Genomic DNA, 26,991 nt, shown 5'->3' with positions numbered 1-26,991 from the left:
CATAAGGGTCGAACAGGCGCATCTTGGTGCCTGCCCAATCCACCTGCATGGTGTGCCCCGGTGTGTGGGTGATGCGTGCGGTCAAACCGGCCGCATCGACATGGGACGCCACCAACTGGCGGAACCGGTCGTAGCTGTAATGGAGCTGGCCGGGTAAAGCAGGTGTGGTGGTGTAGCGCGCCCACAGCACTTGCAGTGTCTGCTTGTCACGCCCCGTGCGGGCTTTGACCACCGCATCAAAATCGATGGGGACGAATTCGCCCTGGCCGGTGCTGCGCCCATCTACGAATAACTCGTCGAGCTCATCATCCGTCAGCGCCAACACCTGGTCGATAGTGCGAATCCCGAGGGATCGAAGCACCTGGTTCGACCGGGAAATCGCGCGGTGCGAGCACCCGAGCTGTTGTTCAATCTGGCGGTACGAACGCTGCTGCACAAGCAGCTTCATCACCGCCCGGTAATCCGTCATCAGCGGACTCCTTCCGGTAACCGGCTACACCCCTGTGGTGCAACCACCCGAAAGCATCACCCGCCACCGCAAACCCCGCTACCGGATACTCACTAAACCGCTACCCGAAAGTCACCACACCGCTACCAACTAGCCGGTCGCAACAAGGCGGACCTATTCCGCGAAGGCTGATCCGATCGCAAAGCTCATGCTGGGTTTGGTGGGTTCTGTGGCGGAGTTTGATCGCTCTATCATTAAGGAGCGCCAGGCCGAGGGGATTGCCCACGCGAAGGCACGCGGTGTGTACAAGGGTCGGGTGAAGGCGCTTACCGATGTCCAGGTCGCTCAAGCTCGACAGTGGATTTGCCCAAAGCGGAGGTGGCCCGCCGACTCGGGAGCGGGCGGACTACGCTCTATAAATACTTGATGGAGGGGAGCTGTTGAACTACAGCTTTTAGCTGATTATATCCACGGCACCCCCACTTACCGGGGTCCACCTGCTCCAACTCCTCCGGGAAAGTCTAAAACCCCATCCTGCGTCCCCTAATAAAAGAGGTACCAGGCCCTCTAGGGTAGGTATTTTTGGAGAGGATCTGAGGCGCTATTCCATATCCGGCGCCAGCTAGGATGAGTCCATGGTGACTAAACGCTCATCTATGTCTCTGACTGAAGAGGTCTTCCTCTACGCGACCGACCACGATTTGGAATATGCTACAGAGCAGGTCGTCAAGGCGATACGATCTAAAATCCCCTTAGTGGGTGAACCGACCGTAGAGTCTACCGCACTTGCGGTAGATGAATTTGATCTAGAACGTCAATGGATCGATGATTTCGGTACTCCCGTAAATCCAGAAGTGCTAAACCTAAATAGAGTCAAGGTCTCTTTTATGGCCGCATCTACCCACGAAGAAATCGAGCACATTGGTGAAGCCATCTACTCTACGATTAGGGAACTTAGTCGTAGAAGGAAAATAGCCTACCTCAGTATGCTGAGTGAGTGCTCTAACGGGGAGTGATCCTGACGGCACAGTGTCATTAAATACTGTAATAGCCGGTCAAGTCCGCGGAAGTGGTGTATCTGCCCTTTCGAGAAAACTAGCAGGGTAGCGACCTTACGGACTATCTCGTGTTAGGAACCGATGCTGATTGATGCTGTCTCCTGCTGGTCAATAGCAGGTCTGGTTTCACCGACATCGATGATGTTCGCCGTGATCATCACCCTGGTCTGTTTCAAGCTGGTCAACGACATGTAGCGTTTCTGCTGGATCCTTCTCACGCATGTTGTTCCGCCAGGACAGTCCCGACCAGGCGCACGACAGCATCCCGATTTGGGAAGATCCCAATAACATCGGTACGCCGGCGGATCTCCCGATGAAGCCTTTCGGTGGGGTTATTAGTCCACACCGATTGTGGGCACTGGGTGAACGCCAGCAGTTCATCTAGGGCTTCCTCCAGGTAATCGGCCACATCCGGGAGCTTCTGCTGACAGAACTCCACTGCATCCCTGGCCCTGGGGCGCGGTGAGGTGGTGTTTCGGCCGGTACGACATGTGTTTAATCTATGACGCATGATCACCGTGTACGGCGAAGCCCTGGTCGACCTCGTGCCTTCCGCCCCCGGCCCGCTCACGCCGCTCACTCCGGCGCTCGGCGGCGGCCCGTTCAACGTGGCCCGCGCGCTCGGGCGCTTCAGCGCCGACGTGGCGTTCCAGTCACGCCTCTCCTCCGACGCGTACGGCGCAGCGCTGCGCCAATCGCTCCTCGACGCCGGCGTCGACCTCTCGCTGTGCCCCAGCGGTGAGGAACCCACCACCCTCGCAGTAACCACATTGCGTGACGACGGCTCCGCCTCCTACACCTTCTACGTCAACGGCACCGCGGACCGGCTCGCCCAACCGGTGCCGGTGGAGAGCGGCTACGCAGTGTTCGGCACGTTGTCCCTGGCCCTGGAACCCGGCTCGCTGCGCTACGCCGAAGCCGCGCGTATCAGCGCCGACAACGGCGCGATCGTGTGCCTGGACCCCAATCTTCGGCCCGCGTTTTCCTCCGAGAAGCACCGCCTGTTCCTGCGCGGGCTTTTGGAATCGGTGACGGTGCTGAAGCTTTCCGACGAGGAAGTCGATTTCCTCGGCGACACCTCCGACGTGCCCGTCGTGGTGACCACCCTCGGCGGCGACGGCATCCGCGTCCGCGCACCGTTCGGCGTTTGCGAAGTGCAGGCCCCCGCCGTGGAGGTCGCGGACACCATCGGCGCCGGCGACACCATCATGGCCGCGCTGGTGCACCAGTTCGACGTCCACGGCCTCGACCGTTCCGCGCTGTTGGCGCTGGGCGAAGGCGAGTGGCGCGAGATCCTGGACTTCGCCGCCCGCGCCGCCGCCATCACCGTTTCCCGCACCGGCGCCGACACGCCGTATCTGCACGAGCTGGTGTAGGCGCGGATCTGCGCGGGTCTGTGGGGTTCCGGTCTGGCACCGTCTTCTCACCCCCCCGGCGCGCGGATCTGCTAGTTCCCCGCCCCGCCCTCTTCCAGGTAACTAGCAGATCACGCTCTTACCGACAACGCCTTTCAACATCACCTGCACAAACAAAAACTTGGACAGTTGATCTGCTAGTGCCGTCCAAAGCGGAGCTAGCAGATCCGCAGGGTTCCGCTTCTACTCCTGAACAGGTAAAATGCTGCACCATGACCGACCTGCGCAGTGAAGACCAAAAGGTTGCCGCCGTGAACGCCTCCATGGTCATGGCGGGGCAACCCCTATCAGCCGAGGACGAAGCGCTGCTAAGACGGCAATTCCGTAGCGAGGTCTCCGCCGACGAGGCAGTATTGCTTGTCTTGGAGCGCGAGGGGCTGGGCGATTCGCCACGCGCACACGAACTGCGCCGACGTATCGCCGGCGTGGCCTAAGCATCGTGGCCCGACAGAGCCGGGAAGCACCCGATAACCTGTTTGGGATTTCAGATCCCGCGCAGCTAGAACGCATCGCTGGGAGCCTTGCTACGCAACGGTTGGGTGAGCTCGAGCTCGGCCCTCCCCTCACCGAGTTCACCCGCGAATCACTCCTGCGCACCCACCACTACCTGATGCAAGACATCTACCCGTGGGCCGGCGAGATCCGCACCGAGGAGGTCGGCGCAATGGGAATGGCCATGTGCCGGGCGCAGTACGTCGACACTGAGCTTGACCGGGTCATGAGCCGCATCGCGAAGTTGCCGCCTTCGTCGTCAGAAATCGAGTCTGCGGTGCGGATCGTCGCAGATCACTGGAGCGAGCTCACAATCGTGCACCCGTTCCGCGACGGCAACTCCCGCACACAGCGGTACTTCTTCGATCAGATGCTGCGCGCCGCAGGGTGGGCGGTGGACTGGACGCGTATCGACGCCACCGAGGCGCACGCTGCCCGATACGTTGGCGCCGCAACTGCCGACCCCTCGTTTCTCGCGCAGGTACTGCGCCCCGGCGTATTCGCCCCGACAGATCTTCCCGACGGCAGTGGCTCACTCAGCAAGACGCAAGGCCAAAGAGCTGGTGCAGCTGAGGTCTTCCACCGGATGATGGAGTTCCGTCGCGCAAATCCCGGAGCGGCGTGGTCTCCCGCTTCTCGCTAACTCGGGCCCGATCGGCGGATCGTCTAGCGGCTCACCACCGCTGCTATACGATCACGCTGCTAACGACAACTTTTTCCAACATCACCTGGGCAAACGCAACACCCGGTGCGTGATCGTCTAGCACTCTCCTACACACTGCTAGACGATCCGCGAAACCGGCACAAAAGAAGGCACCGGGCAGGGACGAAACCGCCCGAGAGCCCGGCGCTATAAACGCCCGAAGTTCCCCTACTCCACCGTCACGGACTTAGCCAGGTTGCGCGGCTGGTCCACGTTCAGGCCGCGGGCCTCCGCCACGGAGGAGGCGAAGATCTGCAGCGGGATGGTGGACAACAGCGGCTGCATCAGGCCGGCGGACTGCGGGATGCGGATGATGTGGTCGGCGTATGCCTCCACGTCCGTGTCGCCGTCTTCCGCGATCACGATGGTCACCGCACCGCGGGCGCGGACCTCCTGGATGTTGGAGACGACCTTGGCGTGCAGGTTATTGCGGGAGCGCTTGGACGGCACGATGATGAACACCGGCTGGCCTTCCTCCACGAGCGCGATCGGGCCGTGCTTGAGCTCGCCAGCGGCGAAGCCCTCGGAGTGCAGGTAGGCCACCTCCTTGAGCTTCAGCGCGCCTTCGAGAGCGACTGGGAAGCCGACGTGGCGACCTAGGAACAGCACGGACTTCGCGTCCGACATGTCCTGGCCCAGCTGCTTGACCTGGCCCTCATTGTCCAGCACCTGCTGGATCTTGTCCGGCATTTCCTGCAGCTCGTCCACGATCTGGCGGATCTCGTCGGCGTACTTGTTGCCGCGCACCTGTGCCAGGTACAGGGCAAGCAGGTAGGCGGCCACGATCTGGGAGATGAACGCCTTCGTCGACGCCACGGCGATCTCCGGGCCGGCGTAGGTGTACAGCGACGCGTCTGCCTCGCGCGGGATGGAGGAACCGACGGTGTTGCAGATGGCAATCACCTTCGCGCCCTGCTCGCGGGCGTGGCGCACGGCCATGAGCGTGTCCATGGTTTCGCCAGACTGGGACACAGCGACCACGAGGGTGCGCTCGTTGACGATCGGGTCGCGGTAGCGGAACTCGTGGGCGAGCTCCACCTCCGTCGGGATGCGGCACCAGTGCTCGATGGCGTAGCGCGCCACCTGGCCCGCGTAGGAGGCGGTGCCGCAGGCGACGATGATGATTTTGTTGATGGAGCGCAGCACGGATTCGTCGATGCGCAGCTCGTCGAGGATGAGCTTGCCCTGTTCGTCGAAGCGTCCGTAGAGGGTGTCGCGGACGGCGGTGGGCTGGTCGTGGATCTCCTTTTCCATGAAGGAGTTGAAGCCGCCCTTTTCCGCGGCGGTGACGTCCCATTCGACGGTGAACGGCTTGGCTTCGGCGGGGTTGCCGTCGAAGTCGCAGACCTCGTAGCCCTCGGCGGTCAGGGTGACAATCTGGCCGTTGTCCATCTCCACGGCGTCGCGGGTGAATTCGATGAAGCCGGCGACGTCGGAGCTGAGGAAGTTTTCGTTCTCGCCGACGCCGATGACCAGCGGGGAGTTCCAGCGCGCTGCGACGATGCGGTCCGGGTGGTCTGCGTGGATCGCCAGCAGGGTGAAGGCGCCTTCGAGGCGCTGCGCGGTCAGCTGCATCGCGCGGGTGAGGTCGCCGTCTGCTTCCTTGTCGTAGATGTCCAGCAGCAGGGTGCCGGCGACCTCGGTGTCGGTCTCGGAGACGAAGCGGTAGCCCTTATCGACGAGCTCCGCCTTCAACGCCGAAAAGTTCTCGATGATGCCGTTGTGGACCACAGCCATGCGGCCGTCGCCGACGACGTGCGGGTGGGCGTTTGCATCGGTCGGTCCGCCGTGGGTTGCCCAGCGGGTGTGCCCGATGCCGAGCTTGGAAGCCGCAATTGGGTTGTCCGAGATTTCGGCTTCCAGGTCTGCAACTTTGCCGGCCTTCTTGCGGCACTCGATGACGCCGTTGTTGGCAACCGCGACACCGGCGGAGTCGTATCCGCGGTATTCGAGGCGGCGCAGTCCCTCGACAATGACATTTTTCGCGTCGCGCTCAGCGGTGCCGGCGCCTACGTATCCAACGATTCCACACATGGGGAAAAATTTTACTCCAGTTTAGTTGTCTGTAGAAAGTGGAAAACCCGCCACGGGCCACGAGTGTGGACAGCGGCGGGTTCGAGCAAAAGACACCTAGCGTTTAAGCCTTCTCCATGCCGATCTTCTGGCCGTCGGTGCGGAACACCTGAGCAACGGCCGGGCGCGGAACGGAGTTGCCACCGTCGGGCCAGTGGGACGCGGGCTTTTCAAAGGTGGCATCGTCCTCCTCGCCCGGGTGCTGGACGTTGACCAGGACCAGCTCGTCGGTGACGATCGGGCCGCAGGTCTCAGCGGCGTACGGCACGGTGAGGAAGCACAGCACCTGGCCGCGGTTCTCACCCTCGAGGCCGACGGCGTACAGGCCGTCGTTAGTGCCGAGCGCGTTGCCGTCGGTGGAGATCCACAGGTTGCCGTGGGAGTCGAACGCGACGTTGTCCGGGCAGGAAATCGGGGACACTTGCTCCTTGGGGAAGCCGCCGAAGTAGGTCGACGCGGCGTTCGGGTCGCCGCAGACGAGCAGCAGGTTCCACTTGAACTCGGTGCCTGCGTAGTCGTCCTCGATCTCCATGACCAGGCCGTTCTTGTTCTCGCGGATCGGCGCGTACTCGGTGACGTCTTCCTTGCTCTTCTTGGCGTTCTCGCCGGTGGCGCCGCGGTAGCTGTTGTTGGTCAGCGCGACGTAGAGCTTGCCGTTGACCGGGTTGACCTCGAAGTCCTCCGGGCGGTCCATCTTCGTGGCGCCGACCTCGTCTGCGGCGAGGCGGGTGTAGATGGCCACCTCTTCGCCGGTGAAGCCGTCCACGTGGGACTCGGCGGTGCCGTCGGCATGGGCGGTCAGCAGCGGGATCCACTTGCCGGTGCCGTCAAAGTCGCCGTCCTTGGGCAGGTCGCCGTCGCCGGTGATCTCGCCGGCCTCGGAGTTGCCTTCGAGGTTGGCGACGTAGAGGGTGCCCTCGTCGAGGATTGCCATGTTGTGGGCGATGTCGCCCTCCTTGACCTTCTTGGAGGAGACGAACTTGTAGATGTACTCGAAGCGCGCGTCGTCGCCGGAGTAGCACACCACGGTGCCGTCCTCGGTGACGTGGACGTTGCCGGCCTCGTGCTTGAAACGGCCCAGGGCGGTGTGCTTGACCGGGACGGACTCCGGATCGTACGGGTTGATCTCAACCAGGTAGCCGAAGCGGTTGAACTCGTTCGGCTCCTTCGCCAGGTCGAAGCGGTCGTGCAGGCGCTCCCACTTGCGCTGCGACGCGTCCTCGGACACGCCGAAGCGCTTCACGTCCGCGGCCGGGCGCTCACCGGTGACGGCGGCGGCGTTGGCCCAGTACTGGTCGATGTTCTCCTCGCCAGAAAGGAAGGTGCCCCACGGGGTCACACCGCCGGAGCAGTTGTTGAAGGTGCCGAAGACCGTGGTGCCGGTCGGATCGGCGGAGGTCTTGAGCAGGTCGTGGCCGGCAGCCGGCCCGACGATCTTGAACTCGGTCTCGCCAGTGATGCGGCGGTTCAGCGGGCCGAACTCGCGCTTGAGCTCACCGGTCTTGGGGTCCTTGGACACCTCGAGGACGGTGTGGCCGTGGCTGGCAATGCCGATATTGATCTGCTCGTCCGTCGGGTTCTCCGGATCGTAGTTCGGCAGCATCTGCGGTTCAGTGGAGTACTCGTGGGAGCAGACGTAGAGCATGCGGTTCTTGTCGGTCGGGTGCTCCATCAGGCCGGCGAAGTCGTTGTTGAAGCCGAACTGGCGGGCTGCAGCTGCGGCGGTCTGGTTGTTCGGGTCGAACTCAGGCGCGTCCTCGTACACCGGGTCGCCCCAGGCGATCAGCACAGAGGTGTCGTAGCCCGCCGGGACGACAACCTCGTCCTTCTCGTTCGGCTGCACGCCGTCGAAACGCATGCCAGCAGCCGGCTTGATCTCAGCCTTCGCGACCTCGGTGCTGGTGGAGGTGGCCGTCGCGGATTCGGTGGTTTCCGCCACATCCTCGTCGACGCCGCAGGCGGCGAGCAGTGCGCCGCCGCCGAGGGTCACGGTGCCAGCACCGAATGCCTTCAGCACGCCGCGGCGGGACATCAGGTCGCCGAAGTACGGGTTGTCGGACTCGTTGGTGCAATCGCCAGCACACGCGTTGCCGCACTTGTAGGTACAGGTCAAAGACGAGCGCTTGGACTGGAACAGCAGGTTAATACCCTTGATAGGCATGAGTTCTCCCAGGAAGCGTATACAGAGTTTGGCCTGGAAGAAGTTACTCAACACGAGTAAATGAGCGCCGAAATCCGGGTGAACAGTTGTCAAACACACGAAAATACCCGCCCAACACGAGGTTGGACGGGTACGACGTCGAAAAGCTAGGTGCTCTTAGCGAGCCTTCTCGATGATGTCGACGAGACGGAAGTGCTTGTCCTTGGACAGCGGACGCGTCTCCTCGATGAGGACGAGGTCGCCGATGCCGGCGGTGTTCTCCTCGTCGTGTGCCTTCACGCGGGTGGTGGTACGCACGATTTTGCCGTACAGGGCGTGGGACTTGCGGTCCTCAACCTCGACGACGATCGTCTTGTCCATCTTGTCGGACACAACGTAGCCACGACGACGCTTCTGCACTGCCTTGACCTTGGTGTTCTCAGTCACGTTTGCCTCACTCATGGTTATGCCTCAGCTCCCGTGGACTCCGGGACAACGGACAGGCCGAGCTCGCGCTCGCGCAGCACCGTGTAGATGCGAGCGATGTCGCGCTTCACGGTGGAGATGCGGCGGTTGTTGGTGAGCTGGCCGGTCGCGAGCTGGAAGCGCAGGTTGAACAGCTCCTCCTTCGCCTCGGTCAGACGGGTGCGCAGCTCATCGTCGTTGAGCTCGCGGAACTCAGATGCGGGGGTACCGGTTGCCATTAGAACTGGTCCTCCTTCTTAATCACGCGGACCTTGCACGGCAGCTTCGCGCCAGCGCGGCGCAGAGCCTCGATTGCAGTCTCCTCGTTCGGGTAGGACATTTCGAAAAGAATGCGGCCAGGCTTGACGTTGGCCACCCACTTCTCCACCGGGCCCTTACCGGAACCCATACGCACGCCGAGCGGCTTCTGGGTCAACGGACGATCCGGGAAGATGTTGATCCACACCTTGCCACCACGCTTGACGTGGCGGTTGATGGCGATACGTGCGGACTCGATCTGGCGGTTGGTGATGTACGCCGGCTCGAGCGCCTGCAGGCCGTAGTCGCCGAAGGTGATCTTGTTGCCGCCCTTGGACACGCCCGTGCGGTGCGGACGGTGCTGACGGCGGTACTTCACGCGCTTAGGGATGAGCATGAATTAGCCCTCCTTCTTCTGCTCTGCACGCTGGCGACGCTGGCCGCCGCGGCGCGGGCGACGGTCGCCACGGCCACCGCGCTCGTTCTTCGGAGCGTTGAGCTCGGACTCGCGGACACCGCCCACGACGTCGCCCTTGTAGATCCACACCTTGACGCCGATGACGCCAAAGGTGGTGTGTGCTTCTGCCGTGCCGTAATCGATCTCTGCACGCAGGGTGTGCAGCGGAACGCGACCCTCGTGGTAGCGCTCGACACGGGACATTTCCGCGCCGCCGAGACGGCCGGACGTCATAACCTTGATGCCCTTGACCTGCGGGTTGCGCATCGCGGACTGGATGGCCTTACGCATGGCGCGACGGAACGCGACACGGTTTACCAGCTGCTCAGCGATGGACTGTGCAACCAGGGTTGCGTCGGCATCGATGTTCTTGACCTCGATGATGTTCAGCGCGACCATCTTGCCGGTGAGCTTCTCCAGCTCGCGACGGATGCGGTCTGCCTCAGCGCCGCGGCGGCCGATGACGATGCCCGGACGAGCGGTGTGGATGTCCACACGCACGCGGTCGCGGGTGCGCTCGATGACGATGTCGGAGATGCCGGCGCGCTCGAGGTTCTTCTCGAGGTACTCGCGGACCTTGATGTCCTCCGCAACGTAGTCAGCGTAGTTCTTGTCGGCGTACCAGTGGGACTTCCAGTCGGAAGTGATACCCAGGCGCAGGCCGTGCGGGTGAATCTTCTGGCCCATTACTTGGCCCCTTCCTTGGACTCGACAACAACGGTGATGTGGGAGGTGCGCTTCCGGATCTGGAAGGCGCGGCCCTGGGCGCGCGGCTGGTAGCGGCGCATGGTCGGGCCCTCGTTTGCGTAGCACTCGGAGATGACGAGCGTGCGCGGGTCCAGGCCGAAGTTGTTCTCAGCGTTGGCCGCTGCGGAGGCGACAACCTTCGCAACGTCCTTGGCAGCACCCTGCGGTGCGTACTTCAGGATCGCGAGGGCCTCGGCAACGTCCTTGCCGCGGACGAGTGCCAGCACGCGGCGGGCCTTCATCGGCGAGACGCGGACAAACTTGGCCGTCGCGGATGCAGTGGTGATGGTGTCAGCCATTGCTTATCGACGTCCCTTCTGTTCCTTGACGTGACCCTTGAAGGTCTTGGTCGGTGCAAACTCGCCGAGCTTGTGGCCGACCATGGACTCGTCGACGAACACCGGCACGTGCTTGCGGCCGTCGTGGACGGCGAAGGTGTGACCGATGAAATCGGGGAGAATGGTCGAACGGCGCGACCAGGTCTTGATGACCTGCTTGGTGCCAGCCTCGTTCTGAGCGTCCACCTTGTTGAGGAGGTGCTCGTCGACGAACGGGCCTTTCTTCAGGCTACGTGGCATGTCTGTTTACCTCCTCTTAGCGCTTCTTCGAGCGGCGGCGCCGCACGATCATGTTGTTGGAATAACGGTTCGGGTTGCGGGTGCGGCCTTCCTTCTGGCCCCACGGCGACACCGGGTGGCGGCCACCCGAGGTCTTGCCCTCGCCACCACCGTGCGGGTGGTCGACCGGGTTCATGACCACACCACGCACGGTCGGGCGCCAGCCCTTCCAGCGCATGCGGCCGGCCTTGCCCCAGCGGATGTTGATCTGGTCGGCGTTGCCGACCTCACCGATGGTGGCGCGGCAGCGGATGTCCACGCGACGGATCTCGGAAGACGGCATACGCAGGACTGCGTAGTTGCCTTCCTTACCCAGCAGCTGGATGGACGCACCGGCGGAGCGGGCGAGCTTGGCACCAGCACCCGGCTTGAGCTCCACAGCGTGGATGGTCGTACCGGTCGGGATGTTGCGCAGCGGCAGGTTGTTGCCGACCTTGATGTCGGCGTTCGGACCAGCCTCGACGACGGTGCCCTGGGTCAGGCCCTTCGGCGCGATGATGTAGCGCTTCTCGCCGTCGTAGTAGTGCAGCAGCGCAATGTTTGCGGTGCGGTTCGGGTCGTACTCGATGTGAGCGACCTTTGCCAGCACGCCGTCCTTGTCGGAGCGGCGGAAGTCGATCACGCGGTAACGGCGCTTGTGGCCGCCGCCGCGGTGACGGGTGGTGATGTGGCCGTGAGAGTTACGGCCACCCTTCTTCGGGAGCGGGCGCAGCAGCGACTTTTCCGGGGTCGAGCGAGTGATCTCCTCGAACGCGGAAACGGAGCTGGCACGGCGACCCGGAGTTGTCGGCTTGTACTTGCGAATAGCCATAATGGTTCCTTTTCTATCGTCCTCTTCGCTGTGCGATAGCCGTTAGGCCGTCGCACCTCCGAAGATGTCGATGGAGTCGCTGCCCTCGCGGAGCGTGACGTAGGCGCGCTTGGTGTCCTTGCGCTGGCCGTAGCCGGTGCGGGAGCGCTTGCGCTTGCCCTCGCGGTTAGCGGTGTTCACCGATGCGACGTCGACGCCGAAGATCTGCTCCACGGCAATCTTGATCTGGGTCTTGTTGGCCGACGGAGCGACGAAGAACGTGTAGGTGTTCTGCTCCATCAGGCCGTAGCTCTTCTCGGAGAGCACGGGCGCGATGATGATGTCGCGCGGGTTCGCGATCTTAGCCATTTACTTCTCCTCCTCCGCAGCGGCGGTAGCGAGCTCCTTGCCGCGGTTGACGAAGGTGTGCAGCGCCTCGACCGAGAACACGACATCGTCAGCGTTGAGTACGTCGTATGCGTTCAGCTGGGTCGGCTCAATGATGTGGACGCCCGGCAGATTCCTTGCGGAAAGGCGGGAGTTCACGTCATCACGGCCGATCACCAGCAGAACCGACTTGCGGTCCGTGAGGCGCTCGATGAAAGCGCGGGCGGACTTGGTCGACGGGGTCTGGCCCGGAACCAGGTCCTCCACGATGTGGATGCGCTCGTTCTGTGCGCGGTTGGTCAAAGCGCCTGCGAGGGCAGCCTTGATCATCTTCTTCGGGGTGCGCTGCGCGTAGGAACGCGGCTGCGGACCGTGCACGGTGCCGCCGCCGGTGAAGTGCGGCGCACGGGTGGAACCCTGGCGTGCGCGGCCGGTGCCCTTCTGGCGGAACGGCTTCTTGCCGCCGCCGGAAACCATGCCGCGGGTCTTCGTCGCGTGGGTGCCCTGGCGAGCTGCAGCAAGCTGTGCGTTCACAACCTGGTGCATCAGCGCCACGGAAGCCTCGCGGTCGAAGAACTCGGCCGGGAGATCGACAGAGCCCTTGGTGGCTCCGTCAGCGGTGTGGACGTCAAGCGTCAGGTTCGTCATGCGTGAGCACCGCCCTTCACTGCGGTCTTGACGGTGACAACGGAACCCTTTGCGCCCGGGATGGCGCCCTTGATCAGGATGAGGTTGTTGTCGCCGTCGATGCGTTGGATCTTCAGGTTCTGGGTGGTAACGCGGTTACCGCCCATGCGGCCTGCCATGCGCGTGCCCTTGAACACGCGGCCCGGGGTTGCGCAGGCGCCGATGGAGCCCACGCGGCGGTGCGCAGCCTGGTTACCGTGTGCGGCACCCTGGCCGGCGAAGCCGTGGCGCTTCATGGCGCCGGCGTAGCCGTGGCCCTTGGTGGTGCCGGCGACGTCCACGTAGGTGTCGCCCTCGAAGATGGTTGCGTTGAATTCCTGGCCGAGCTCGTAGCCCGAGGTGTCCTCCATGCGGATCTCGGCGACGAAACGGCGCGGGTTCACGCCGGCCTTCTTGAAGTGGCCGGCCTGTGGCTTCTTTGCCTTACGGGGATCGATGTCGCCGTAGGCGATCTGGATGGCGGAGTAGCCATCGGTCTCAGGGGTACGGATCTGGGTGACCACGCACGGCCCAGCTTCGACGACGGTAACCGGGATAACACGGTTGTCCTCGTCGAAGATCTGGGTCATGCCGAGCTTCTTGCCCAGAATGCCCTTGATCTGGTTCTCAGACATGTTGTTAGTTCTCCACTACTTACGTTGGGGATTGCTCTACTGGATGTTCACGTCGACGCTTGCCGGCAGGTCGATGCGCATGAGCGCGTCCACCGTCTTGGGCGTCGGGTCGAGAATGTCGATGAGGCGCTTGTGAGTGCGCATCTCGAAGTGCTCGCGAGAATCCTTGTACTTGTGGGGAGAACGAATAACGGCGTACACGTTCTTCTGGGTGGGCAACGGCACCGGGCCCACGACGCGGGCACCCGTGCGGGTGACCGTCTCGACGATCTTCTTCGCGGATGCGTCGATCGCCTCGTGGTCGTAAGCCTTGAGCCTGATGCGGATCTTCTGTCCCGCCACGCTTACCTCTTCCTCGCATCCCCACGTTCGTCCTTATTCTCTCCCGCTCATTTCGAACGGAGTGAGAAACGGGCGAAGCGGTGGGGTTTGTAGCTTCTAGTTTCTCTATAACGTTGTCCGGGCTGGGCCCTTGGCTCAACGCCAGTGTCGTTTCTGACTGCCATGACACGTCCGGAAGGTGACCGAGCAAATTCATGCTGTTTCAGTGCTTCCGCCAAGGCGTGCCCGTCTATAAGCACATGCCTGGGTGTCAGACTCGGAAGGGCGCGTGACCCTTGCGTACTGCCGCTGTGAATTTGCCATGGCCCTTCTCCGGTTTCTTCCGGTTGGAAGGTGTCATGTTTGCCTGGCCACCGGCCGGTTTCACCCGGCCCATGTCAAGGCAACCTGGGTATTAAAACACAAGGTTGCAGGAAGCACAAGCCCCGCTTCACGACGAACCTCCGGCGAGCCCACAAATATTGCAACTTGGTATCACCTTCTCCTCACCCCAGCCCGAGCGATTAGATCTGTGTACCCTTTATTTCCAGACCGTGCGCCTCACATCCGGAGGTCACGGATGCACAGTATTTACAGATTGAAAGGACCGTCATGGCCGACAAGAACGTTAACGAGACCTCTGCAAACACCGCAAAGACCACCGGCGCTAACACCCCGGCTTCCTCCTCTACCGCAGTGGAGCCGGAGCAGGTCCGCCCGCGCAACGAGAACCTGGAGACCGAGCACGGCTCCACCGTCATCGACGACAACGTTGTGGGCAAGATCGCAGGCATCGCTGCCCGTGAGGTCTCCGGTGTGAACAACCTGGGCGGCGGCGCTGCCCGCATGTGGGGCGCTGTGCGCGAGTCCCTGACCTCCTCCACCAACGTCCAGCAGGGCGTCAACGTGGCGGTCGAGGACGGCCACGCTTCCGTCGCCGTCGCCATCATCGCCGAGTACGGCGTGGCCATCCACGAGCTGGCTAACGCTATCCGCGAGAACGTCACCGTCGCCATCACCCGCATGACCGGCCTGATCGTGGACCGCGTGGACGTCACCGTGCACGACGTGCACCTGCCGGAGCAGGAGGGCGCCGAGCAGCTCGAGGACACCAACGCGAACTACCAGGCTGTCAACCAGCCGATCAACCAGTAAGCCATGGCCTACACCCCCGTTAGCCGCGAGGTTGCGGAGGGCGTCCGCGATGCCGCCGTCGCTGTCGACGGGGTCGCCGCATTGCACGGCGGCCGCGTCGGCGAGATCGCGACCTACCTGCCCAACACCCGCATTGAAGGCCTGAAGGCCATCTCGCGGGACGGCCGAACCGGATTTGAAGTCCACTTCGTCTTCGACGTCGCATCCGGCCGCAAGGTGCAGGACGTGGCCGAGGATGTCCGGGCGGCTGTTCTCGGCGCATCCGATGCGGAGTTCGTGGACGTTGTCGCAGGCGACGCGCAGTAGCGCTGCCCGCCCCAACCTCATAACCCGAAACGTGGTTTTATTATGAATCTTTTTGCTAACAAGGCGCTGACCGGCATCCTCATCGGTGTTGTAATCGCCTTCTTTGTCACCTTCGGCGGTTGGCCGGGCCTGCTCTGGCTGCTGCTGTTCACCATCATCGGCGGGGTTGTCGGGGCCCAGCTCGACGGCCGTCTGGACCTGTCCGCGGCCCTGAGTAACGGCACCGGCAGAGGCCGAAGCTAATGGATAATTCCTTCTACCACGTCAGTGAGCGCACCATCGAGCGCGTCGCTGAGGTGGCAGCTGCGGCGGTGCCGGGATGCCGGACCATCGACGCAAAGCTGGCCGGGCTCGCGGGACGCAGCTTCCCGCGCATCCACGCCCGGCTGGACCAGGCGACGGGCACAGTGGCGGTGGACACCGAGATTGCCACCTCCTACCCCGCCCCGGTAGCTGCCATCACCGACGCTGTGCGCGCAACCATCATCGCGCACATCCGCACGTTGGTGGGCCTGGACGTCTCGCGCGTGAAGGTCACAGTGGCCAATGTGGAAACCCTCCCCGATACCGGCCGCGTGACCTGGGACCAGGTGGCGGAGCACGAAGCCTTCGTGATCCCGACCCCCATCGAGGTCTCCCCGACCCGCGTGGAGCACCCCGTGACCAAGCCACTCGAGCAGCTCATGCCGATCGAGGCGCGCTCGCTCGTCGAAGACATGCGGGATGTGGTCGTCCCCGCCCCAATCGAGGTGGAGCACCCGGACCAGCCGGAGCCGGTGCGCACGTTTACTCCGGAGACCCCGGAGCCAGTGCGCACGTTCTCCCCCGAGGTGCCGGAGCCGCAGCGCCTCGTTGCCATCCACACCTCTCCGACGGAGGCGCGGGTCCCGTTCCCGCCGGAACCGGTGCAGCCGTGGTCGCCGCAGGCGAACGAGCTTGTCGCCCGCCATCCGCAGCTGCCCCCACTGCAGGCGCTCAAGCCTGTGGACGTCCAGCGTTTCGCCCAGCCCCGCGAGGTGCCGCTGCCGCGCCGCGCTCCGCTGAAGGAGATCACGGTCAACCGCCCGCCGCTCAAGCCCATCGTGGTGGAGCCGGTGGCGCGCGCCCCGATTTCCTCCGCACCTGGGCCGCAGCCGGTAGTGGTGCCCACGGCGCCCGCGCCGAAGCCGCTTAAGCAGATCACGATTGAACCGGTGGTGAAGTACTATGACCGCTCCCGCTAACACTGCACCCCCAGCTCAAGCAGTGGGCCCGCACCCGGGCGACGAGCCGCTGGGCAACCCGGCCTCGCGCTGGTTCGCGGTGCTGATTAGCCTGCTGCTGCTCGCGCTGGCTGGCGTCGCGGCGCGCGACCTGTGGTACCACTTCTACGGCGACGAGGCCCCGTCGGACTCCTGGCTGGGCCGCACCTGGGACTTCCTCGGTTCCTTTGAGGCCGATGTGACGGCAGTTGTCGTGGGCATCATTCTGGTGCTGCTCGGCCTGATCCTGTTGTTCTTCACGTTCAAGCCGCGCCCGCACGGCTACGTGCGGGTGAACTCCCCCGCCTCCATTTGGACCCGCCCGGTGGACATCGCCCGCAAGGCCACGTTCACCACCCGCGGGGACCTCGGCGGTGAACAGGTGAGCACGAAGGCGAACCGCAAGAATGTGAAGGTGCAAGTAGTCGACGACGGATCCGGCGCCGCCATGCAGGAGCGCATCACCCAATCCTTGAACGGTGAGTTCCATGCCCTGCAAACCCCGCCGGCTGTGTCGGTGAAGTTGCTGCCCAGCCCTGCTACGCAGCAATCGACTGCCCAGCGTTCAGGCGCGCCTCAGACCACTACGGAGTCCGCGCCCGCCACCACGACGACCCCGGAGGTGACGCGATGACGAAGACACTCAGCTTCTTCAACCGACTAGTGCTCTTCCTGCTCAGTTTGCTGTTGATCGCCGCTGGCCTTTTCCCGGTCGCCGAGTACTGGCAGATCCCCTACCTCGTCGACGCGGCCGACTACCTCGACCGCACCCGCCTGATCGACCTGGCTTACCAGGACCACTACGTCACCGCGCTGATCATCGGCGCTGTCGTGGCGGCAATCCTGGGCCTGTGGATCCTGCTGGCGAACATCCGGTCCCGCGCGTTTTCGAACCGTGGCATCCTGCCTGCGGATCCGGAGCACGGCGAGACTGTCATCAACGTCCAGCGGGTTGCCGAGGCAGCGTGCTCCTCCCTGGAGGACGCCAACGAGATCCGCCGCGCGTCCAGCAAGGTGGCGATGGTGGGCCAGCGTCCGACCGCGACGTTCACCGTCTTTGCCAACCCGGAGTACCCGCTCGATGATGCCGTGCGCATCATCGAGGCCGCGGATCAGGACTTCCGCATGGCTAATCACACCATGGACATTGACTCGGTGTGGAAGCTCCAGCTGGATCGGATTACCGCCTAGCGTTCCAACTCCAGCACGAGCTGCACCAGCCCCAGCGAGACCGGCATCCCGCCGCCCGCTGGGGCTATTTCCATCTCCGCACCAGGTTCGCAGCGCAGAGTCTCGCTCCAGGCGATACGTTTGGTGTCCACTGCCCGCCCGTCTACCCGCCAGAGGCGGATGCGCTGCCCCACCACGGCTCGCGCGCCGTCGCTGAATTGGACCAGCCAGCGCCTACTGCCCACCGCCGATTGCGCGATGCTTATCGACGCCTCCGCTTCCCCCGCAATCCGCTCCACCAACGACACTATCCCCAGGCGGTGCTCCACGCCTTCCTCGTCGGAGACGACTAACGGAAGACCGGGGCCGGTCTTGCGCATCCCGCCCATCCGCCACACAGATGGCATACGTTCGGGATCGGTGCCGCTGCGCACCACCACGTAGCCGCCCGTGATGGTCACCAGGTGCGGCGGGTTGAGGGTGGTGATGGTGTGGGGGCCGGCGGTGGCGTCGATAAGCGAAGGATGCTCGCGCTCCATCGCCGCAAAGAGCTCCATGGTCTCGTCGTCTGTTGTGCCCCACCCTAGGCCGCGGTTTTGCAGCACGCCGATGAGCTGGGCGAAGTTCAGGTCCGGCTGGCCCTCCCAGGCACGCTGCAGCGCCTGGGTCAGGCGTGGGATTCGGGTGGGGTCGTGCACGCATGAGAGCCTAGCGCATGCGAAAAGCCGCCTTCCCCGGCGGGGAAGACGGCTTCTACGTCAGCTGGTTACACCAGGTCTGGAATTAGTCCAGGATCTTGGTGACGCGGCCAGCACCGACGGTGCGGGAGCCCTCGCGGATAGCGAAGCGCAGGCCCTCGTCCATAGCGACCGACTGGATCAGCTCGACGGACATCTCGACGTTGTCGCCCGGCATGACCATCTCGGTGCCCTCCGGCAGCTTCACAACGCCGGTGACGTCGGTGGTGCGGAAGTAGAACTGCGGACGGTAGTTGTCGAAGAACGGGGTGTGGCGGCCGCCCTCGTCCTTGGACAGGACGTAGACGGAACCCTCGAACTTGGAGTGCGGGGTGTAAGCGCCCGGGTGGATGACAACCTGGCCACGCTCGACGTCCTCGCGCTTCAGGCCACGGAGCAGCAGAGCTGCGTTGTCGCCAGCCTCAGCGGTGTCAAGAAGCTTGTTGAACATCTCGATGGAGGTGACGGTGGTCTTCTGGGACTTCTCGCGGATACCGATGATCTCGACCTCGTCGTTGAGGTTGAGCACGCCACGCTCCACACGACCGGTAACCACGGTGCCGCGGCCGGAAATGGTGAAGATGTCCTCGATCGGCATCAGGAACGGCTTGTCGGTCTCGCGCTCCGGATCCGGGATGGAGTCGTCGCAAGCCTGCATGAGGTCGATGACGGACTGAACCCACTTCTCGTCGCCCTCGAGAGCCTTCAGAGCGGAGATGTGGACGATCGGAGCATCTTCGTCGTACTCCTGCTCGGCCAGCAGCTCGCGGACCTCCATCTCGACGAGCTCGATGATTTCCTCATCGTCGACCATGTCGCACTTGTTCAGAGCGACGAGGATGTACGGAACGCCGACCTGGCGAGCGAGCAGCACGTGCTCGCGGGTCTGCGGCATCGGGCCGTCGGTAGCAGCAACCACGAGGATTGCGCCGTCCATCTGAGCAGCGCCGGTAATCATGTTCTTGATGTAGTCGGCGTGGCCCGGGGCGTCCACGTGAGCGTAGTGGCGCTTCGGGGTGTTGTACTCCACGTGGGAGATGTTGATGGTGATGCCGCGCTCGCGCTCCTCCGGAGCCTTATCGATTGCGTCGAAGGCGAAGGCCTTGTTCTCCTCCGGGTAAGCATCTGCCAGCACCTTGGTGATAGCGGCGGTGGTGGTGGTCTTGCCGTGGTCGACGTGACCGATGGTGCCGATGTTCACGTGCGGCTTAGTGCGCTCGAACTTTTCCTTTGCCACTGTTGTCCTCCTGGACTTCATGGTGACTACGACCTTCGCAGCCACGTGGTTTACATACGCCCCGGCCCGCGCCCAGCGTAGGGCACGGATACGGGAGCCATTTCACAATGTGCCAGTTACAAGATCCTAGGTTTCCAGCGGCCGTTTTTCAAACCGGCCTTGCCGTTTCCCCCGGATCGACCTAGAGGGTAACGGCCGGCTCAGACACCGCCCGGTTAGTGGGCGGTTCCTCAGCGCGGCCGCTGCCCTCTCACCCCGCCTCCGCGGAATCCGCGCCGCACCGCTGGCACGCGGTGCGGACCCGTGAGGAGGGGCGGGCGGCAACTACTTGTTGCCGTTGCGCTCGTCGATGATCTCCTGAGCGACGGACTGCGGAACCTCAGCGTAGGAGTCGAACACCATGGTGAAGTTCGCGCGGCCGGCGGTGGAGGAACGCAGGTCGCCGATGTATCCGAACATCTCGGACAGCGGCACCTTCGCCTTGACGACCTTCGCGCCGGAGCGGTCCTCCATAGCGAAGACCTGGCCGCGGCGGGAGCTGATGTCACCGTTGACGGTGCCCATGTACTCCTCCGGGGTCACAACCTCAACGGCCATGACCGGCTCGAGCAGGACCGGCTTCGCCTTGGCGACAGCTTCCTTCAGCACCTGGGAGCCAGCGAGCTTGAACGCCATTTCTGAGGAGTCGACGTCGTGGTAAGCGCCGTCCTCAAGCGTGGCCTTGATGTTCACCAGCGGGAAGCCGGCGAGGAAGCCGTACTGCATCGCGTCCTGGATACCAGCGTCCACGGACGGGATGTACTCCTTCGGCACGCGGCCACCGGTGACGGCGTTCTCGAACTTGTAGGAAGCGGACTCGCCCTCTTCCAGCTCCTCCGGGTCCGGGGAGTACGGCTCGATGGTGACGATGACCTTCGCGAACTGGCCGGAACCACCGGTCTGCTTCTTGTGGGTGTAGTCCAGGGACTCCACCTTCTTGCGGATGGTCTCGCGGTACGCAACCTGCGGGGAACCGATGTTCGCCTCGACCTTGAACTCGCGCTTCATGCGGTCCACCAGGACGTCGAGGTGCAGCTCGCCCATGCCGCCGATGACGGTCTGGCCGGTCTCCTCGTCCAGCTGGACGGTGAAGGTCGGGTCCTCTTCAGCGAGCTTCTGGATAGCGGTGCCCAGCTTCTCCTGGTCAGCCTTGGTCTTCGGCTCGATGGCCACCTGGATCACCGGGTCCGGGAAGTCCATGGACTCGAGGATGATCGGGTGATCCGGGTTGCACAGGGTGTCGCCCGTGGTGGTTTCCTTCAGGCCGATGAACGCGTAGATGTTGCCGGCGTCGGCGTGCTCGACCGGGTTCTCCTTGTTCGCGTGCATCTGGAAGAGCTTGCCCACGCGCTCCTTCTTGGACTTCGTGGAGTTGAGCATCTGCTCGCCCGGGATGGCCTGGCCGGAGTAGACGCGCACGTAGGTGAGCTTGCCAAAGAACGGGTGGACGGCGATCTTGAACGCCAGAGCGGAGAACGGCTCCTCGACGGACGGCTTACGGGTCAGCTCCTCTTCACCGTCGACGGAGGTGCCGTGGACGTCGCCGATGTCGATCGGGCTCGGCAGGTATGCGACGACAGCGTCAAGGATCGGCTCGATGCCCTTGTTGCGGTAAGCGGTACCGCAGAACACCGGGTAGATCTCGGAAGCGATGGTCATCTTGCGGATGGCTGCCTGGATCTCTTCCTTCGTCAGCTCCTCGCCGCCGAAGTACTTCTCCATGAGCTCCTCGTCGGACTCTGCGACGGTCTCGAGCAGCTTCTCGCGGTACTCCTCAGCCTTGTCCTTGAGATCCTCCGGGATCTCCTGGATCTGCGGCGGGGTGCCGGTCTCGACCTTGCCCGGCCACAGCAGGGCCTTCATGTCGATGAGGTCAACGACGCCGTCGAAGTCGTCCTCAGCGCCAATCGGCAGCTGCATAACCAACGGCTTCGCACCGAGGCGGTCGACGATGGTACCGACGGTGTAGTAGAAGTCAGCGCCCAGCTTGTCCATCTTGTTGACAAAGCAGATACGCGGAACGTCGTACTTCGCGGCCTGACGCCACACCTGCTCGGACTGCGGCTCCACGCCCTCCTTGCCGTCGAACACTGCAACAGCGCCGTCCAGCACGCGCAGGGAGCGCTCCACCTCGACGGTGAAGTCCACGTGACCCGGGGTGTCGATGATGTTGATCTGGTTGTTGTTCCAGAAGCAGGTCACAGCAGCGGACGTAATGGTGATACCGCGCTCCTTCTCCTGCTCCATCCAGTCAGTGGTGGCGCCGCCATCGTGGGTCTCGCCAACCTTGCGGTTGATGCCCGTGTAGAAGAGGATGCGCTCGGTCGTGGTGGTCTTACCGGCGTCAATGTGGGCCATGATGCCGATGTTGCGGACCTTGTTCAGGTCCTTAAGCACTTCTTGTGCCACGTTAAATACCCCAACTTTGAAGTCGTCGACGCCTGTCGGCGCCTATGTCGGTCAGTTGTCCTTTGTCAATTCTGCCACTACATCGCGGAAGTGGCAGCGTGAGGTCCGACTCAGCTGGAAAAACCCGGAAACGCACCAGCTCGCTTCCCTAGGAAGCGGGTATGCAGTTTCCGGGTTTCCATGCTTCGCCTTGCTCCAGCGACTACCAGCGGTAGTGGGCGAAGGCGCGGTTGGCCTCGGCCATCTTGTGGGTGTCCTCGCGGCGCTTCACGGAGGCGCCGAGACCGTTGGAAGCATCCAGGATCTCGTTGGCGAGGCGCTCCATCATGGAGTTCTCGCGGCGCTGACGGGTGAAGGTGACCAGCCAACGCAGTGCGAGGGTGGTGGAGCGGGCCGGCTTGACGTCGACCGGGACCTGGTAGGTCGCGCCACCGACACGGCGGGAGCGAACCTCGAGGTCCGGGCGGATGTTGCCGATGGCCTTCTCCAAGGTGCCAACCGGGTCGGTGCCGGTCTTCTCACGGCACTGCTCGAGCGCGCCGTAAACGATGCGCTCTGCGGTGGACTTCTTGCCGTCCTGCAGGATCTTGTTCACCAGCATGGTGACCAGCTCGGAGTTGTAAACCGGATCCTTGACTACGGGACGCTTCGGTGCTTGCTGCTTACGCATTGTTTACTGTCCCTTCTTCGCGCCGTAACGGGAGCGAGCCTGCTTGCGGTCCTTCACACCCTGGGTATCCAGAGCGCCGCGGACGATCTTGTAGCGCACACCCGGCAGGTCCTTCACGCGACCGCCGCGCACGAGCACCATGGAGTGCTCCTGCAGGTTGTGGCCCTCGCCCGGGATGTATGCGGAAACCTCGATGCCGGAGGTCAGGCGCACACGGGCGACCTTACGCAGCGCAGAGTTCGGCTTCTTCGGAGTGGTGGTGTACACGCGGGTGCACACGCCGCGGCGCTGCGGGGAACCCTTCAGCGCAGCGGTCGCCACCTTGGTGGACTTATCGTGGCGGCCCTTGCGGACCAGCTGCTGAATAGTAGGCATTCACGCTCTTTCTGTTAGCGCGTCCCGCCCACACCCGGCCATACATGCAAAAATGGGGGCTCTTCTTCGGGGCCCTGCCGATTGCATGAACTACCGTGTGAACGAGTCGCATGGAGTTCGAGTACTTCGCGCCGCAAGATACGGGCGAAACCTCGCTAAAGGTACACCGTAGGAACGTCGCAAAGCAAACTGCGTGTCCGCGGTTGCCCGGTTACACTGCTGCCATGGCTCCTTGGACGGGTGTCTCCCAGTCGCTGCGCGACGTTGCTGTTGAGTCCGCGGTGATCCCGGCACGCGCGGCGGGTCTGCTGTTTCGCCACCTGCCGCAGCTGGTCACAGCGGTATGCCTCGGCCTTGCCGGGCGCCAGGCCGTGATTTGGCTGGCGGTGTGGCTCTCCACATTCAGTAGCCTCGCCGCCAGCCTTGTCATGCCGCTGGCGCCGCTGATGGTGATGTTGTCCATCATCTTCTCGCTGTGGCTTTTGCGCCCCTCGCTGCCGTTTCTCGCGGCGACGTTTCCGGACCGCAAGGACGGTTCTTCCCGGGTGCGCCTGCTTTCTGCCGGGGGCATGCTGATCAGTTTCCTCACGGTGTACTCCACCCACGGCCTGCTCAAAGAGGACCTCGCCGCGTTCCGCCGCGCCACCACCTACGACGAGCACTTCAACCGAGGCTTTGAAGCGGACTTCACGCGCGCATTTATCGACGACACCGCCGCCCTGATCGGCCTAATCGCCGGCACCATAGTGCTGCGCAAAGTCATCGGCTACTTCGCCCTGGCGGAGAAGGGCCTCGGATTCACCTACCTCGCCGCTTACCTGGAAGTGCTGTGGATGACCACAGTGTCGGTGTTCTTGACCAACCGGCTCAGCGCCGTGCAGGACTGGGCGCTTTCCCGCCGCAGCCTGGCCCCGGCCCACCAACGCTATGAAGAGCTGAAAACCGACGTCGCTGAGCACACCGGCGTGCTTGGCGACGCGTGGGGCTGGCTCGCCGACCAACTACCGGCGCTGAACCAACTAGTGACCGTTCCGATTGCGTGGCTGACGCTCGGCGCCGTGGTCTTCGGCACCACGCTCGCCGCCAAGAAGGCGGAAGATGCGAAGGTCGAGGAGGCGCCGGAGGGGGCGTCGGTAAGCATCCGCAAACGCATGCAGGCCGCCGCCCACAACGAGGCCAAGCATGCGGTCGACGAGGCGCTGCAGCCCGTGGTCGGGCCCATCAAGGCGACGCTCAAAGGGCTGCGCACCCTTGCGCGGGCGGGGCTGGTGCCCATGACCATCTTCTGCATCGTGTTCATGCTGGCCACCAGCGTCGAGCTTGGCGTGGTCGAGCTTGGGCGCACCCTCATCGGCCCGGTGGACAGCAAGATGGCCGCGGAACAGGTCCTCAACTACCTGCTGGTGGTCGCGCGGGCGGTGTACCTGCTGGTGGTGGTGTGCCTAATCGCCTCAGGCCTGGACTTCTTCCTGCGGCACAGCTACTCGCCGAAAGAAGGGGAATCCACGTAGACCTTCGGCTCCGGCAGCACCACCGTGGCGTAGTGGGGAAAGTCCCACCCGATATGCAGCTTGACCGGTTGCACGCCGTCCGGCAGCGCCAGCGGGGTGACCTTGCGCCACTCGTCCGGGCGCGGATCACCCGGCTCGAGGTGCTGTCCGGTGGAACCGATCTCGTCCACCCGGACCACGGGGCCGGCCTCCCCCGGCGGGGTGCAGGCGTGCAGGGCGCTGAAGTCGTCGATGGGCGTGCCGAACAGCCCGTCCTTGCGCAGATACTCCTTGCCGTCCGAGCCGGTCACCCACATGCGGCAGTTCTCCAGCACCGACTCCGCCGGCGCGTGCCACTGCGTCAACACCGCCCAGATGGTGAATCCCTCCGGGGAGTGCAGGCCGATCTGGCTTTCGTCCTCCACTGCCTGGAAGCCGAGCACCTCGACGTCCGCTTGGTGCCGTGCGCCGTCGAAATCCGCGACCGGCAGGTCGAAGCTGCCCGCAGCGCCCGCGGCGATCACCTGCTCCTGCGACCACGTCCACGGCCTGACCAGGCTGAAGTACGGCTGGGACGACGCCGCGAGCATCAGACCGGCAGCCACGGGCGCGCTTGCCCACCAGAGCTTCCTCACAACCACACCGCCTCACGGGTCACCCGGGATTGCCGCTGCGTCTCCGGCAGCTGCACCACCACGCGCGGGCCCATCCGGTTGCCCACGTAGAAATACAGCGTGGCGGCTTCGGCCTCCTCCTCCGGCATCTCAAACACCAGCGTGCAGGGGCTGCGCAGCCCCGGGTAGGTCAGCTCGCACGCGTTGCCCGGGGTGTTCTCCGGCGCGTAGAGGTTCCCGCCGGCCGCCTCAATCTCCGCGCCAAGCAACACCTCCTGGTCCTGGGTGAACTGGTAGTCCACCACCACCCACCTGGCGTTGGAGGCAGTGCCGTTGAAGGTCTCCGCCACGGTGACCTGCACGTCCTCCACGTCGCCGATGATCGGGGCCGAGTTGGCGTAGTCGAAGCTTGCGGCGGCGCGGTCGGCGGCGTTGGGCAGCACGTCGCGAAGCTGCATGCCCAGCACAAGCAACGCGAGTGCCGCGGCGGTGGTCCACACCCTGCGGAAATTCATCGCAGCTCCACCTCCGCCACGCGCTCTTTGGCAAACCAGGTTTTGTCGCCGTCCAGGAAGGACTTGCGGTACTCCATCGACCACACCACCAGCGTGTCGCCGGCGTCTTCGCCGCTGAACACGAGGGCGATGTCCTGCGGCACGCCGGGGTTTAGCAGCTGGTTGTCCGGCAGCGGGACGCTCTCGAAGTCCTCGTCGCTGGTGAGGCGCGCGTCGATCTTTTGGAACTTCGGCTGCTCCTCCGACGCTGAATCCTCCAGATCAAACGCCTGGTGCCACTGCACCGCGTAGATGGGCCGCTCAGCGGTGTTGGTCAGCCGCATGTGCACCACCCGCGCGCCGTCGAGGACGTAGGTGCGTTGCACCTGGACGGTCAACGGCGAAACGTCCAGCTCCTGCGGCTCCGCCGTCTCGGTGGCGGTGACGACTTGCTCGGGCGCCGCCTCCTCGAACCCGCCGGCCAGCCCTGTCACGCCGGCGAGCGCAAGCAAGCCCGCGACGGTCGCGTTCGTCCTCGTCCCGATGTCCGCCGCGACCGACTTCGCCAACCCCCGCACGGGCTGGTGCTTCGCCGACTTTTCGCTCACACGTCGAATCTAAGCAGAATACGTGCACTTCTGCGCGCCTTTCGCCTGCCGACGCCACCTTCGGCAACTACTGTCCAAGTTATGGACAACCCCACCCCGCCCCGCAAACGCGCCTCCGACGCAGAGCGCGACACCGCCGCCAAACACCTCCAAGACGCCTTCGCCGACGGGCAGATCACCATGGCCGAGTTCGACGAACGCTCCCGCGCCCTCTACGCCGCCACCTACGCCGACGAACTTCCCGGCCTGGTGGAGGACCTCTCGCCCGTCAAACGCCCGGACCGGGAAGTTGCCCCATCCCACGCGCTGGTCACCGGCGAAAGCGGCGGTTCCGCATTCACGCTGTCAGTCATGGGCGGGTCCGAACGCACCGGCCAGTGGCTCATGGCGCCGACACACACCTCCCTCACCCTGATGGGCGGCAACGCACTCGACCTGCGCGAAGCCCGGTTCGCCGCGCACGAAACCACGGTCAACGCCGTGGCGATCATGGGCGGCATCGACATCATCGTGCCCGAAGACGTCCGCGTGATCGACGACGGCATCGGCATCATGGGCGGCTTCGGGTTGGAAGACCACCCCTCCTGCACCGTCTCCGTCGCGCAGCTGCCTGCCGACGCGCCCGTGATCCGCGTCCGCGGCCTCGCCCTGATGGGCGGCGTGGGCATCACGCGCGCGGCCCGCGGCGCACGGGTGCGGTAGGGCGGGGCGTCGAAAAGCAAAACGCCCGGTCTCCCCTTTCGCGGGGAAGCCGGGCGTTTCTCACGCAGACCT

General features: G+C 64.0%; 34 protein-coding genes and 2 pseudogenes. 13 read left to right on the top strand and 23 right to left on the bottom strand.

What is annotated here, in order from left to right; all coding sequences use genetic code 11:
- Nucleotides 1-469: pseudogene (locus MHX64_RS04645) on the bottom strand (Trp family transcriptional regulator); the annotation flags it as partial.
- Between the two features lie 187 nt (nucleotides 470-656).
- Here MHX64_RS04645 and MHX64_RS04640 point away from each other — a divergent pair.
- Together MHX64_RS04640 and MHX64_RS04635 are read left to right on the top strand one after the other, a co-directional pair.
- A complete protein-coding gene (locus MHX64_RS04640; protein ID WP_239355865.1) occupies nucleotides 657-875 on the top strand; it encodes a recombinase family protein in 219 nt (72 codons plus the stop codon).
- A 229-nt stretch (nucleotides 876-1,104) separates the two neighbouring features.
- Nucleotides 1,105-1,464 carry a hypothetical protein gene (locus MHX64_RS04635; protein WP_239355866.1) on the top strand — a complete coding sequence of 120 codons (360 nt, stop codon included), beginning with the start codon at nucleotides 1,105-1,107 and terminating at the stop codon, nucleotides 1,462-1,464.
- Nucleotides 1,465-1,577: 113 nt separating this feature from the next.
- On the opposite strand, the pseudogene MHX64_RS04630 reads toward MHX64_RS04635, so the two are convergent.
- Nucleotides 1,578-1,930 (bottom strand): annotated as a pseudogene (locus tag MHX64_RS04630) (transposase); the annotation flags it as partial.
- 85 nt (nucleotides 1,931-2,015) lie between these two features.
- Between MHX64_RS04630 and MHX64_RS04625 the strand changes: the two are divergent.
- From MHX64_RS04625 to MHX64_RS04615, 3 genes are all read left to right on the top strand, one after another.
- Entirely contained in the window at nucleotides 2,016-2,882 is an 867-nt protein-coding gene (locus tag MHX64_RS04625) for a carbohydrate kinase (RefSeq protein WP_239355867.1), read from the top strand.
- Between the two features lie 251 nt (nucleotides 2,883-3,133).
- Entirely contained in the window at nucleotides 3,134-3,355 is a 222-nt protein-coding gene (locus tag MHX64_RS04620) for an antitoxin VbhA family protein (protein WP_070844957.1), read from the top strand.
- A 101-nt stretch (nucleotides 3,356-3,456) separates the two neighbouring features.
- Nucleotides 3,457-4,056 carry a Fic family protein gene (locus tag MHX64_RS04615; protein ID WP_239355868.1) on the top strand — a complete coding sequence of 200 codons (600 nt, stop codon included), beginning with the start codon at nucleotides 3,457-3,459 and terminating at the stop codon, nucleotides 4,054-4,056.
- Between the two features lie 228 nt (nucleotides 4,057-4,284).
- Here the strand turns inward: MHX64_RS04615 and glmS are convergent, their stop codons facing one another.
- The 13 genes from glmS to rpsJ all read right to left on the bottom strand — a co-directional run bounded on the left by glmS (nucleotide 4,285) and on the right by rpsJ (nucleotide 13,693).
- Entirely contained in the window at nucleotides 4,285-6,150 is a 1,866-nt protein-coding gene (gene glmS, locus MHX64_RS04610; protein ID WP_181889800.1) for a glutamine--fructose-6-phosphate transaminase (isomerizing), read from the bottom strand.
- A gap of 103 nt (nucleotides 6,151-6,253) precedes the next feature.
- The gene (locus MHX64_RS04605) at nucleotides 6,254-8,350 is read right to left on the bottom strand and encodes a PhoX family phosphatase (protein WP_239356005.1); all 2,097 of its coding nucleotides are present in this window, start codon (nucleotides 8,348-8,350) and stop codon (nucleotides 6,254-6,256) included.
- A gap of 156 nt (nucleotides 8,351-8,506) precedes the next feature.
- Nucleotides 8,507-8,791, bottom strand: coding sequence for a 30S ribosomal protein S17 (gene rpsQ, locus MHX64_RS04600; RefSeq protein ID WP_181889797.1), 285 nt, complete (start codon nucleotides 8,789-8,791; stop codon nucleotides 8,507-8,509).
- Nucleotides 8,792-8,793: 2 nt separating this feature from the next.
- Nucleotides 8,794-9,033 (bottom strand): 50S ribosomal protein L29, encoded by a 240-nt coding sequence (gene rpmC, locus MHX64_RS04595; RefSeq protein WP_085956803.1) that lies wholly within the window; start codon nucleotides 9,031-9,033, stop codon nucleotides 8,794-8,796.
- Entirely contained in the window at nucleotides 9,033-9,449 is a 417-nt protein-coding gene (rplP, locus tag MHX64_RS04590; protein WP_181889796.1) for a 50S ribosomal protein L16, read from the bottom strand. The genes rpmC and rplP overlap by 1 nt, the downstream gene beginning before the upstream one ends.
- Before the next feature lie 3 nt (nucleotides 9,450-9,452).
- The gene (gene rpsC / locus MHX64_RS04585) at nucleotides 9,453-10,196 is read right to left on the bottom strand and encodes a 30S ribosomal protein S3 (protein ID WP_181889795.1); all 744 of its coding nucleotides are present in this window, start codon (nucleotides 10,194-10,196) and stop codon (nucleotides 9,453-9,455) included.
- The gene (gene rplV, locus MHX64_RS04580) at nucleotides 10,196-10,555 is read right to left on the bottom strand and encodes a 50S ribosomal protein L22 (RefSeq protein ID WP_070475001.1); all 360 of its coding nucleotides are present in this window, start codon (nucleotides 10,553-10,555) and stop codon (nucleotides 10,196-10,198) included. The genes rpsC and rplV overlap by 1 nt, the downstream gene beginning before the upstream one ends.
- A 3-nt stretch (nucleotides 10,556-10,558) precedes the next feature.
- The gene (gene rpsS, locus MHX64_RS04575) at nucleotides 10,559-10,834 is read right to left on the bottom strand and encodes a 30S ribosomal protein S19 (protein WP_018017481.1); all 276 of its coding nucleotides are present in this window, start codon (nucleotides 10,832-10,834) and stop codon (nucleotides 10,559-10,561) included.
- Between the two features lie 16 nt (nucleotides 10,835-10,850).
- Nucleotides 10,851-11,684 carry a 50S ribosomal protein L2 gene (rplB, locus tag MHX64_RS04570; protein ID WP_181889794.1) on the bottom strand — a complete coding sequence of 278 codons (834 nt, stop codon included), beginning with the start codon at nucleotides 11,682-11,684 and terminating at the stop codon, nucleotides 10,851-10,853.
- A gap of 42 nt (nucleotides 11,685-11,726) precedes the next feature.
- Entirely contained in the window at nucleotides 11,727-12,032 is a 306-nt protein-coding gene (rplW, locus tag MHX64_RS04565; RefSeq protein WP_070475003.1) for a 50S ribosomal protein L23, read from the bottom strand.
- On the bottom strand, nucleotides 12,033-12,698 hold the full coding sequence (gene rplD, locus MHX64_RS04560) for a 50S ribosomal protein L4 (protein WP_181889793.1): 666 nt from the start codon (nucleotides 12,696-12,698) through the stop codon (nucleotides 12,033-12,035).
- A complete protein-coding gene (gene rplC, locus MHX64_RS04555; RefSeq protein ID WP_181889792.1) occupies nucleotides 12,695-13,351 on the bottom strand; it encodes a 50S ribosomal protein L3 in 657 nt (218 codons plus the stop codon). Before rplC ends, rplD begins: the two co-directional genes overlap by 4 nt.
- A gap of 36 nt (nucleotides 13,352-13,387) precedes the next feature.
- The gene (rpsJ, locus tag MHX64_RS04550; RefSeq protein ID WP_034997227.1) at nucleotides 13,388-13,693 is read right to left on the bottom strand and encodes a 30S ribosomal protein S10; all 306 of its coding nucleotides are present in this window, start codon (nucleotides 13,691-13,693) and stop codon (nucleotides 13,388-13,390) included.
- A gap of 591 nt (nucleotides 13,694-14,284) precedes the next feature.
- Between rpsJ and MHX64_RS04545 the strand changes: the two genes are divergently transcribed.
- Genes MHX64_RS04545 through MHX64_RS04520 form a run of 6 tightly spaced genes read left to right on the top strand, consistent with a single transcriptional unit; the run spans nucleotide 14,285 to nucleotide 17,565 of the window.
- Nucleotides 14,285-14,827, top strand: a complete 543-nt coding sequence (locus MHX64_RS04545; protein WP_181889791.1) for an Asp23/Gls24 family envelope stress response protein — start codon at nucleotides 14,285-14,287, stop codon at nucleotides 14,825-14,827.
- A gap of 3 nt (nucleotides 14,828-14,830) precedes the next feature.
- On the top strand, nucleotides 14,831-15,133 hold the full coding sequence (locus MHX64_RS04540) for a hypothetical protein (protein WP_181889790.1): 303 nt from the start codon (nucleotides 14,831-14,833) through the stop codon (nucleotides 15,131-15,133).
- Between the two features lie 42 nt (nucleotides 15,134-15,175).
- Nucleotides 15,176-15,376: a hypothetical protein gene (locus MHX64_RS04535; protein WP_181889789.1), complete on the top strand. Its 201-nt coding sequence runs from the start codon at nucleotides 15,176-15,178 to the stop codon at nucleotides 15,374-15,376.
- The gene (locus MHX64_RS04530) at nucleotides 15,376-16,356 is read left to right on the top strand and encodes an Asp23/Gls24 family envelope stress response protein (protein ID WP_181889788.1); all 981 of its coding nucleotides are present in this window, start codon (nucleotides 15,376-15,378) and stop codon (nucleotides 16,354-16,356) included. Before MHX64_RS04535 ends, MHX64_RS04530 begins: the two co-directional genes overlap by 1 nt.
- Complete coding sequence (locus tag MHX64_RS04525; protein WP_181889787.1) at nucleotides 16,340-17,008, top strand: hypothetical protein; 669 nt, start codon at nucleotides 16,340-16,342, stop codon at nucleotides 17,006-17,008. The genes MHX64_RS04530 and MHX64_RS04525 overlap by 17 nt, the downstream gene beginning before the upstream one ends.
- On the top strand, nucleotides 17,005-17,565 hold the full coding sequence (locus tag MHX64_RS04520; protein WP_181889786.1) for a hypothetical protein: 561 nt from the start codon (nucleotides 17,005-17,007) through the stop codon (nucleotides 17,563-17,565). The genes MHX64_RS04525 and MHX64_RS04520 overlap by 4 nt, the downstream gene beginning before the upstream one ends.
- On the opposite strand, the gene MHX64_RS04515 is transcribed toward MHX64_RS04520, so the two are convergent.
- The 5 genes from MHX64_RS04515 to rpsL all read right to left on the bottom strand — a co-directional run bounded on the left by MHX64_RS04515 (nucleotide 17,562) and on the right by rpsL (nucleotide 23,011).
- On the bottom strand, nucleotides 17,562-18,242 hold the full coding sequence (locus MHX64_RS04515; RefSeq protein WP_239355869.1) for a hypothetical protein: 681 nt from the start codon (nucleotides 18,240-18,242) through the stop codon (nucleotides 17,562-17,564). The genes MHX64_RS04520 and MHX64_RS04515 overlap by 4 nt on opposite strands.
- Nucleotides 18,243-18,327: 85 nt before the next feature.
- A complete protein-coding gene (gene tuf, locus MHX64_RS04510; protein ID WP_181889784.1) occupies nucleotides 18,328-19,518 on the bottom strand; it encodes an elongation factor Tu in 1,191 nt (396 codons plus the stop codon).
- 324 nt (nucleotides 19,519-19,842) lie between these two features.
- Nucleotides 19,843-21,966, bottom strand: coding sequence for an elongation factor G (gene fusA, locus MHX64_RS04505; RefSeq protein ID WP_239355870.1), 2,124 nt, complete (start codon nucleotides 21,964-21,966; stop codon nucleotides 19,843-19,845).
- A 202-nt stretch (nucleotides 21,967-22,168) separates the two neighbouring features.
- The gene (gene rpsG, locus MHX64_RS04500) at nucleotides 22,169-22,636 is read right to left on the bottom strand and encodes a 30S ribosomal protein S7 (RefSeq protein WP_085956818.1); all 468 of its coding nucleotides are present in this window, start codon (nucleotides 22,634-22,636) and stop codon (nucleotides 22,169-22,171) included.
- Between the two features lie 3 nt (nucleotides 22,637-22,639).
- Complete coding sequence (rpsL, locus tag MHX64_RS04495) at nucleotides 22,640-23,011, bottom strand: 30S ribosomal protein S12 (protein WP_034997208.1); 372 nt, start codon at nucleotides 23,009-23,011, stop codon at nucleotides 22,640-22,642.
- Between the two features lie 224 nt (nucleotides 23,012-23,235).
- Between rpsL and MHX64_RS04490 the strand changes: the two genes are divergently transcribed.
- Complete coding sequence (locus MHX64_RS04490) at nucleotides 23,236-24,522, top strand: hypothetical protein (protein WP_239355871.1); 1,287 nt, start codon at nucleotides 23,236-23,238, stop codon at nucleotides 24,520-24,522.
- Here the strand turns inward: MHX64_RS04490 and MHX64_RS04485 are convergent.
- Genes MHX64_RS04485 through MHX64_RS04475 form a run of 3 tightly spaced genes read right to left on the bottom strand, consistent with a single transcriptional unit; the run spans nucleotide 24,492 to nucleotide 26,217 of the window.
- Nucleotides 24,492-25,136, bottom strand: coding sequence for a hypothetical protein (locus tag MHX64_RS04485; RefSeq protein ID WP_181889781.1), 645 nt, complete (start codon nucleotides 25,134-25,136; stop codon nucleotides 24,492-24,494). The genes MHX64_RS04490 and MHX64_RS04485 overlap by 31 nt on opposite strands.
- Nucleotides 25,133-25,630, bottom strand: a complete 498-nt coding sequence (locus MHX64_RS04480) for a hypothetical protein (protein ID WP_239355872.1) — start codon at nucleotides 25,628-25,630, stop codon at nucleotides 25,133-25,135. The genes MHX64_RS04485 and MHX64_RS04480 overlap by 4 nt, the downstream gene beginning before the upstream one ends.
- A complete protein-coding gene (locus MHX64_RS04475) occupies nucleotides 25,627-26,217 on the bottom strand; it encodes a hypothetical protein (protein WP_181889779.1) in 591 nt (196 codons plus the stop codon). The genes MHX64_RS04480 and MHX64_RS04475 overlap by 4 nt, the downstream gene beginning before the upstream one ends.
- An 81-nt stretch (nucleotides 26,218-26,298) precedes the next feature.
- Here MHX64_RS04475 and MHX64_RS04470 point away from each other — a divergent pair, with 81 nt between their 5' ends.
- Nucleotides 26,299-26,919, top strand: a complete 621-nt coding sequence (locus MHX64_RS04470; RefSeq protein ID WP_239355873.1) for a DUF1707 domain-containing protein — start codon at nucleotides 26,299-26,301, stop codon at nucleotides 26,917-26,919.
- Nucleotides 26,920-26,991 lie beyond the last annotated feature (72 nt).

Source organism: Corynebacterium sp. ACRPZ (assembly GCF_022346205.1).
Lineage (GTDB): Bacteria > Actinomycetota > Actinomycetes > Mycobacteriales > Mycobacteriaceae > Corynebacterium > Corynebacterium lehmanniae.
Note: the sequence above shows the minus strand (reverse complement) of the source record. Positions and strands in the feature narration are given on the sequence as shown.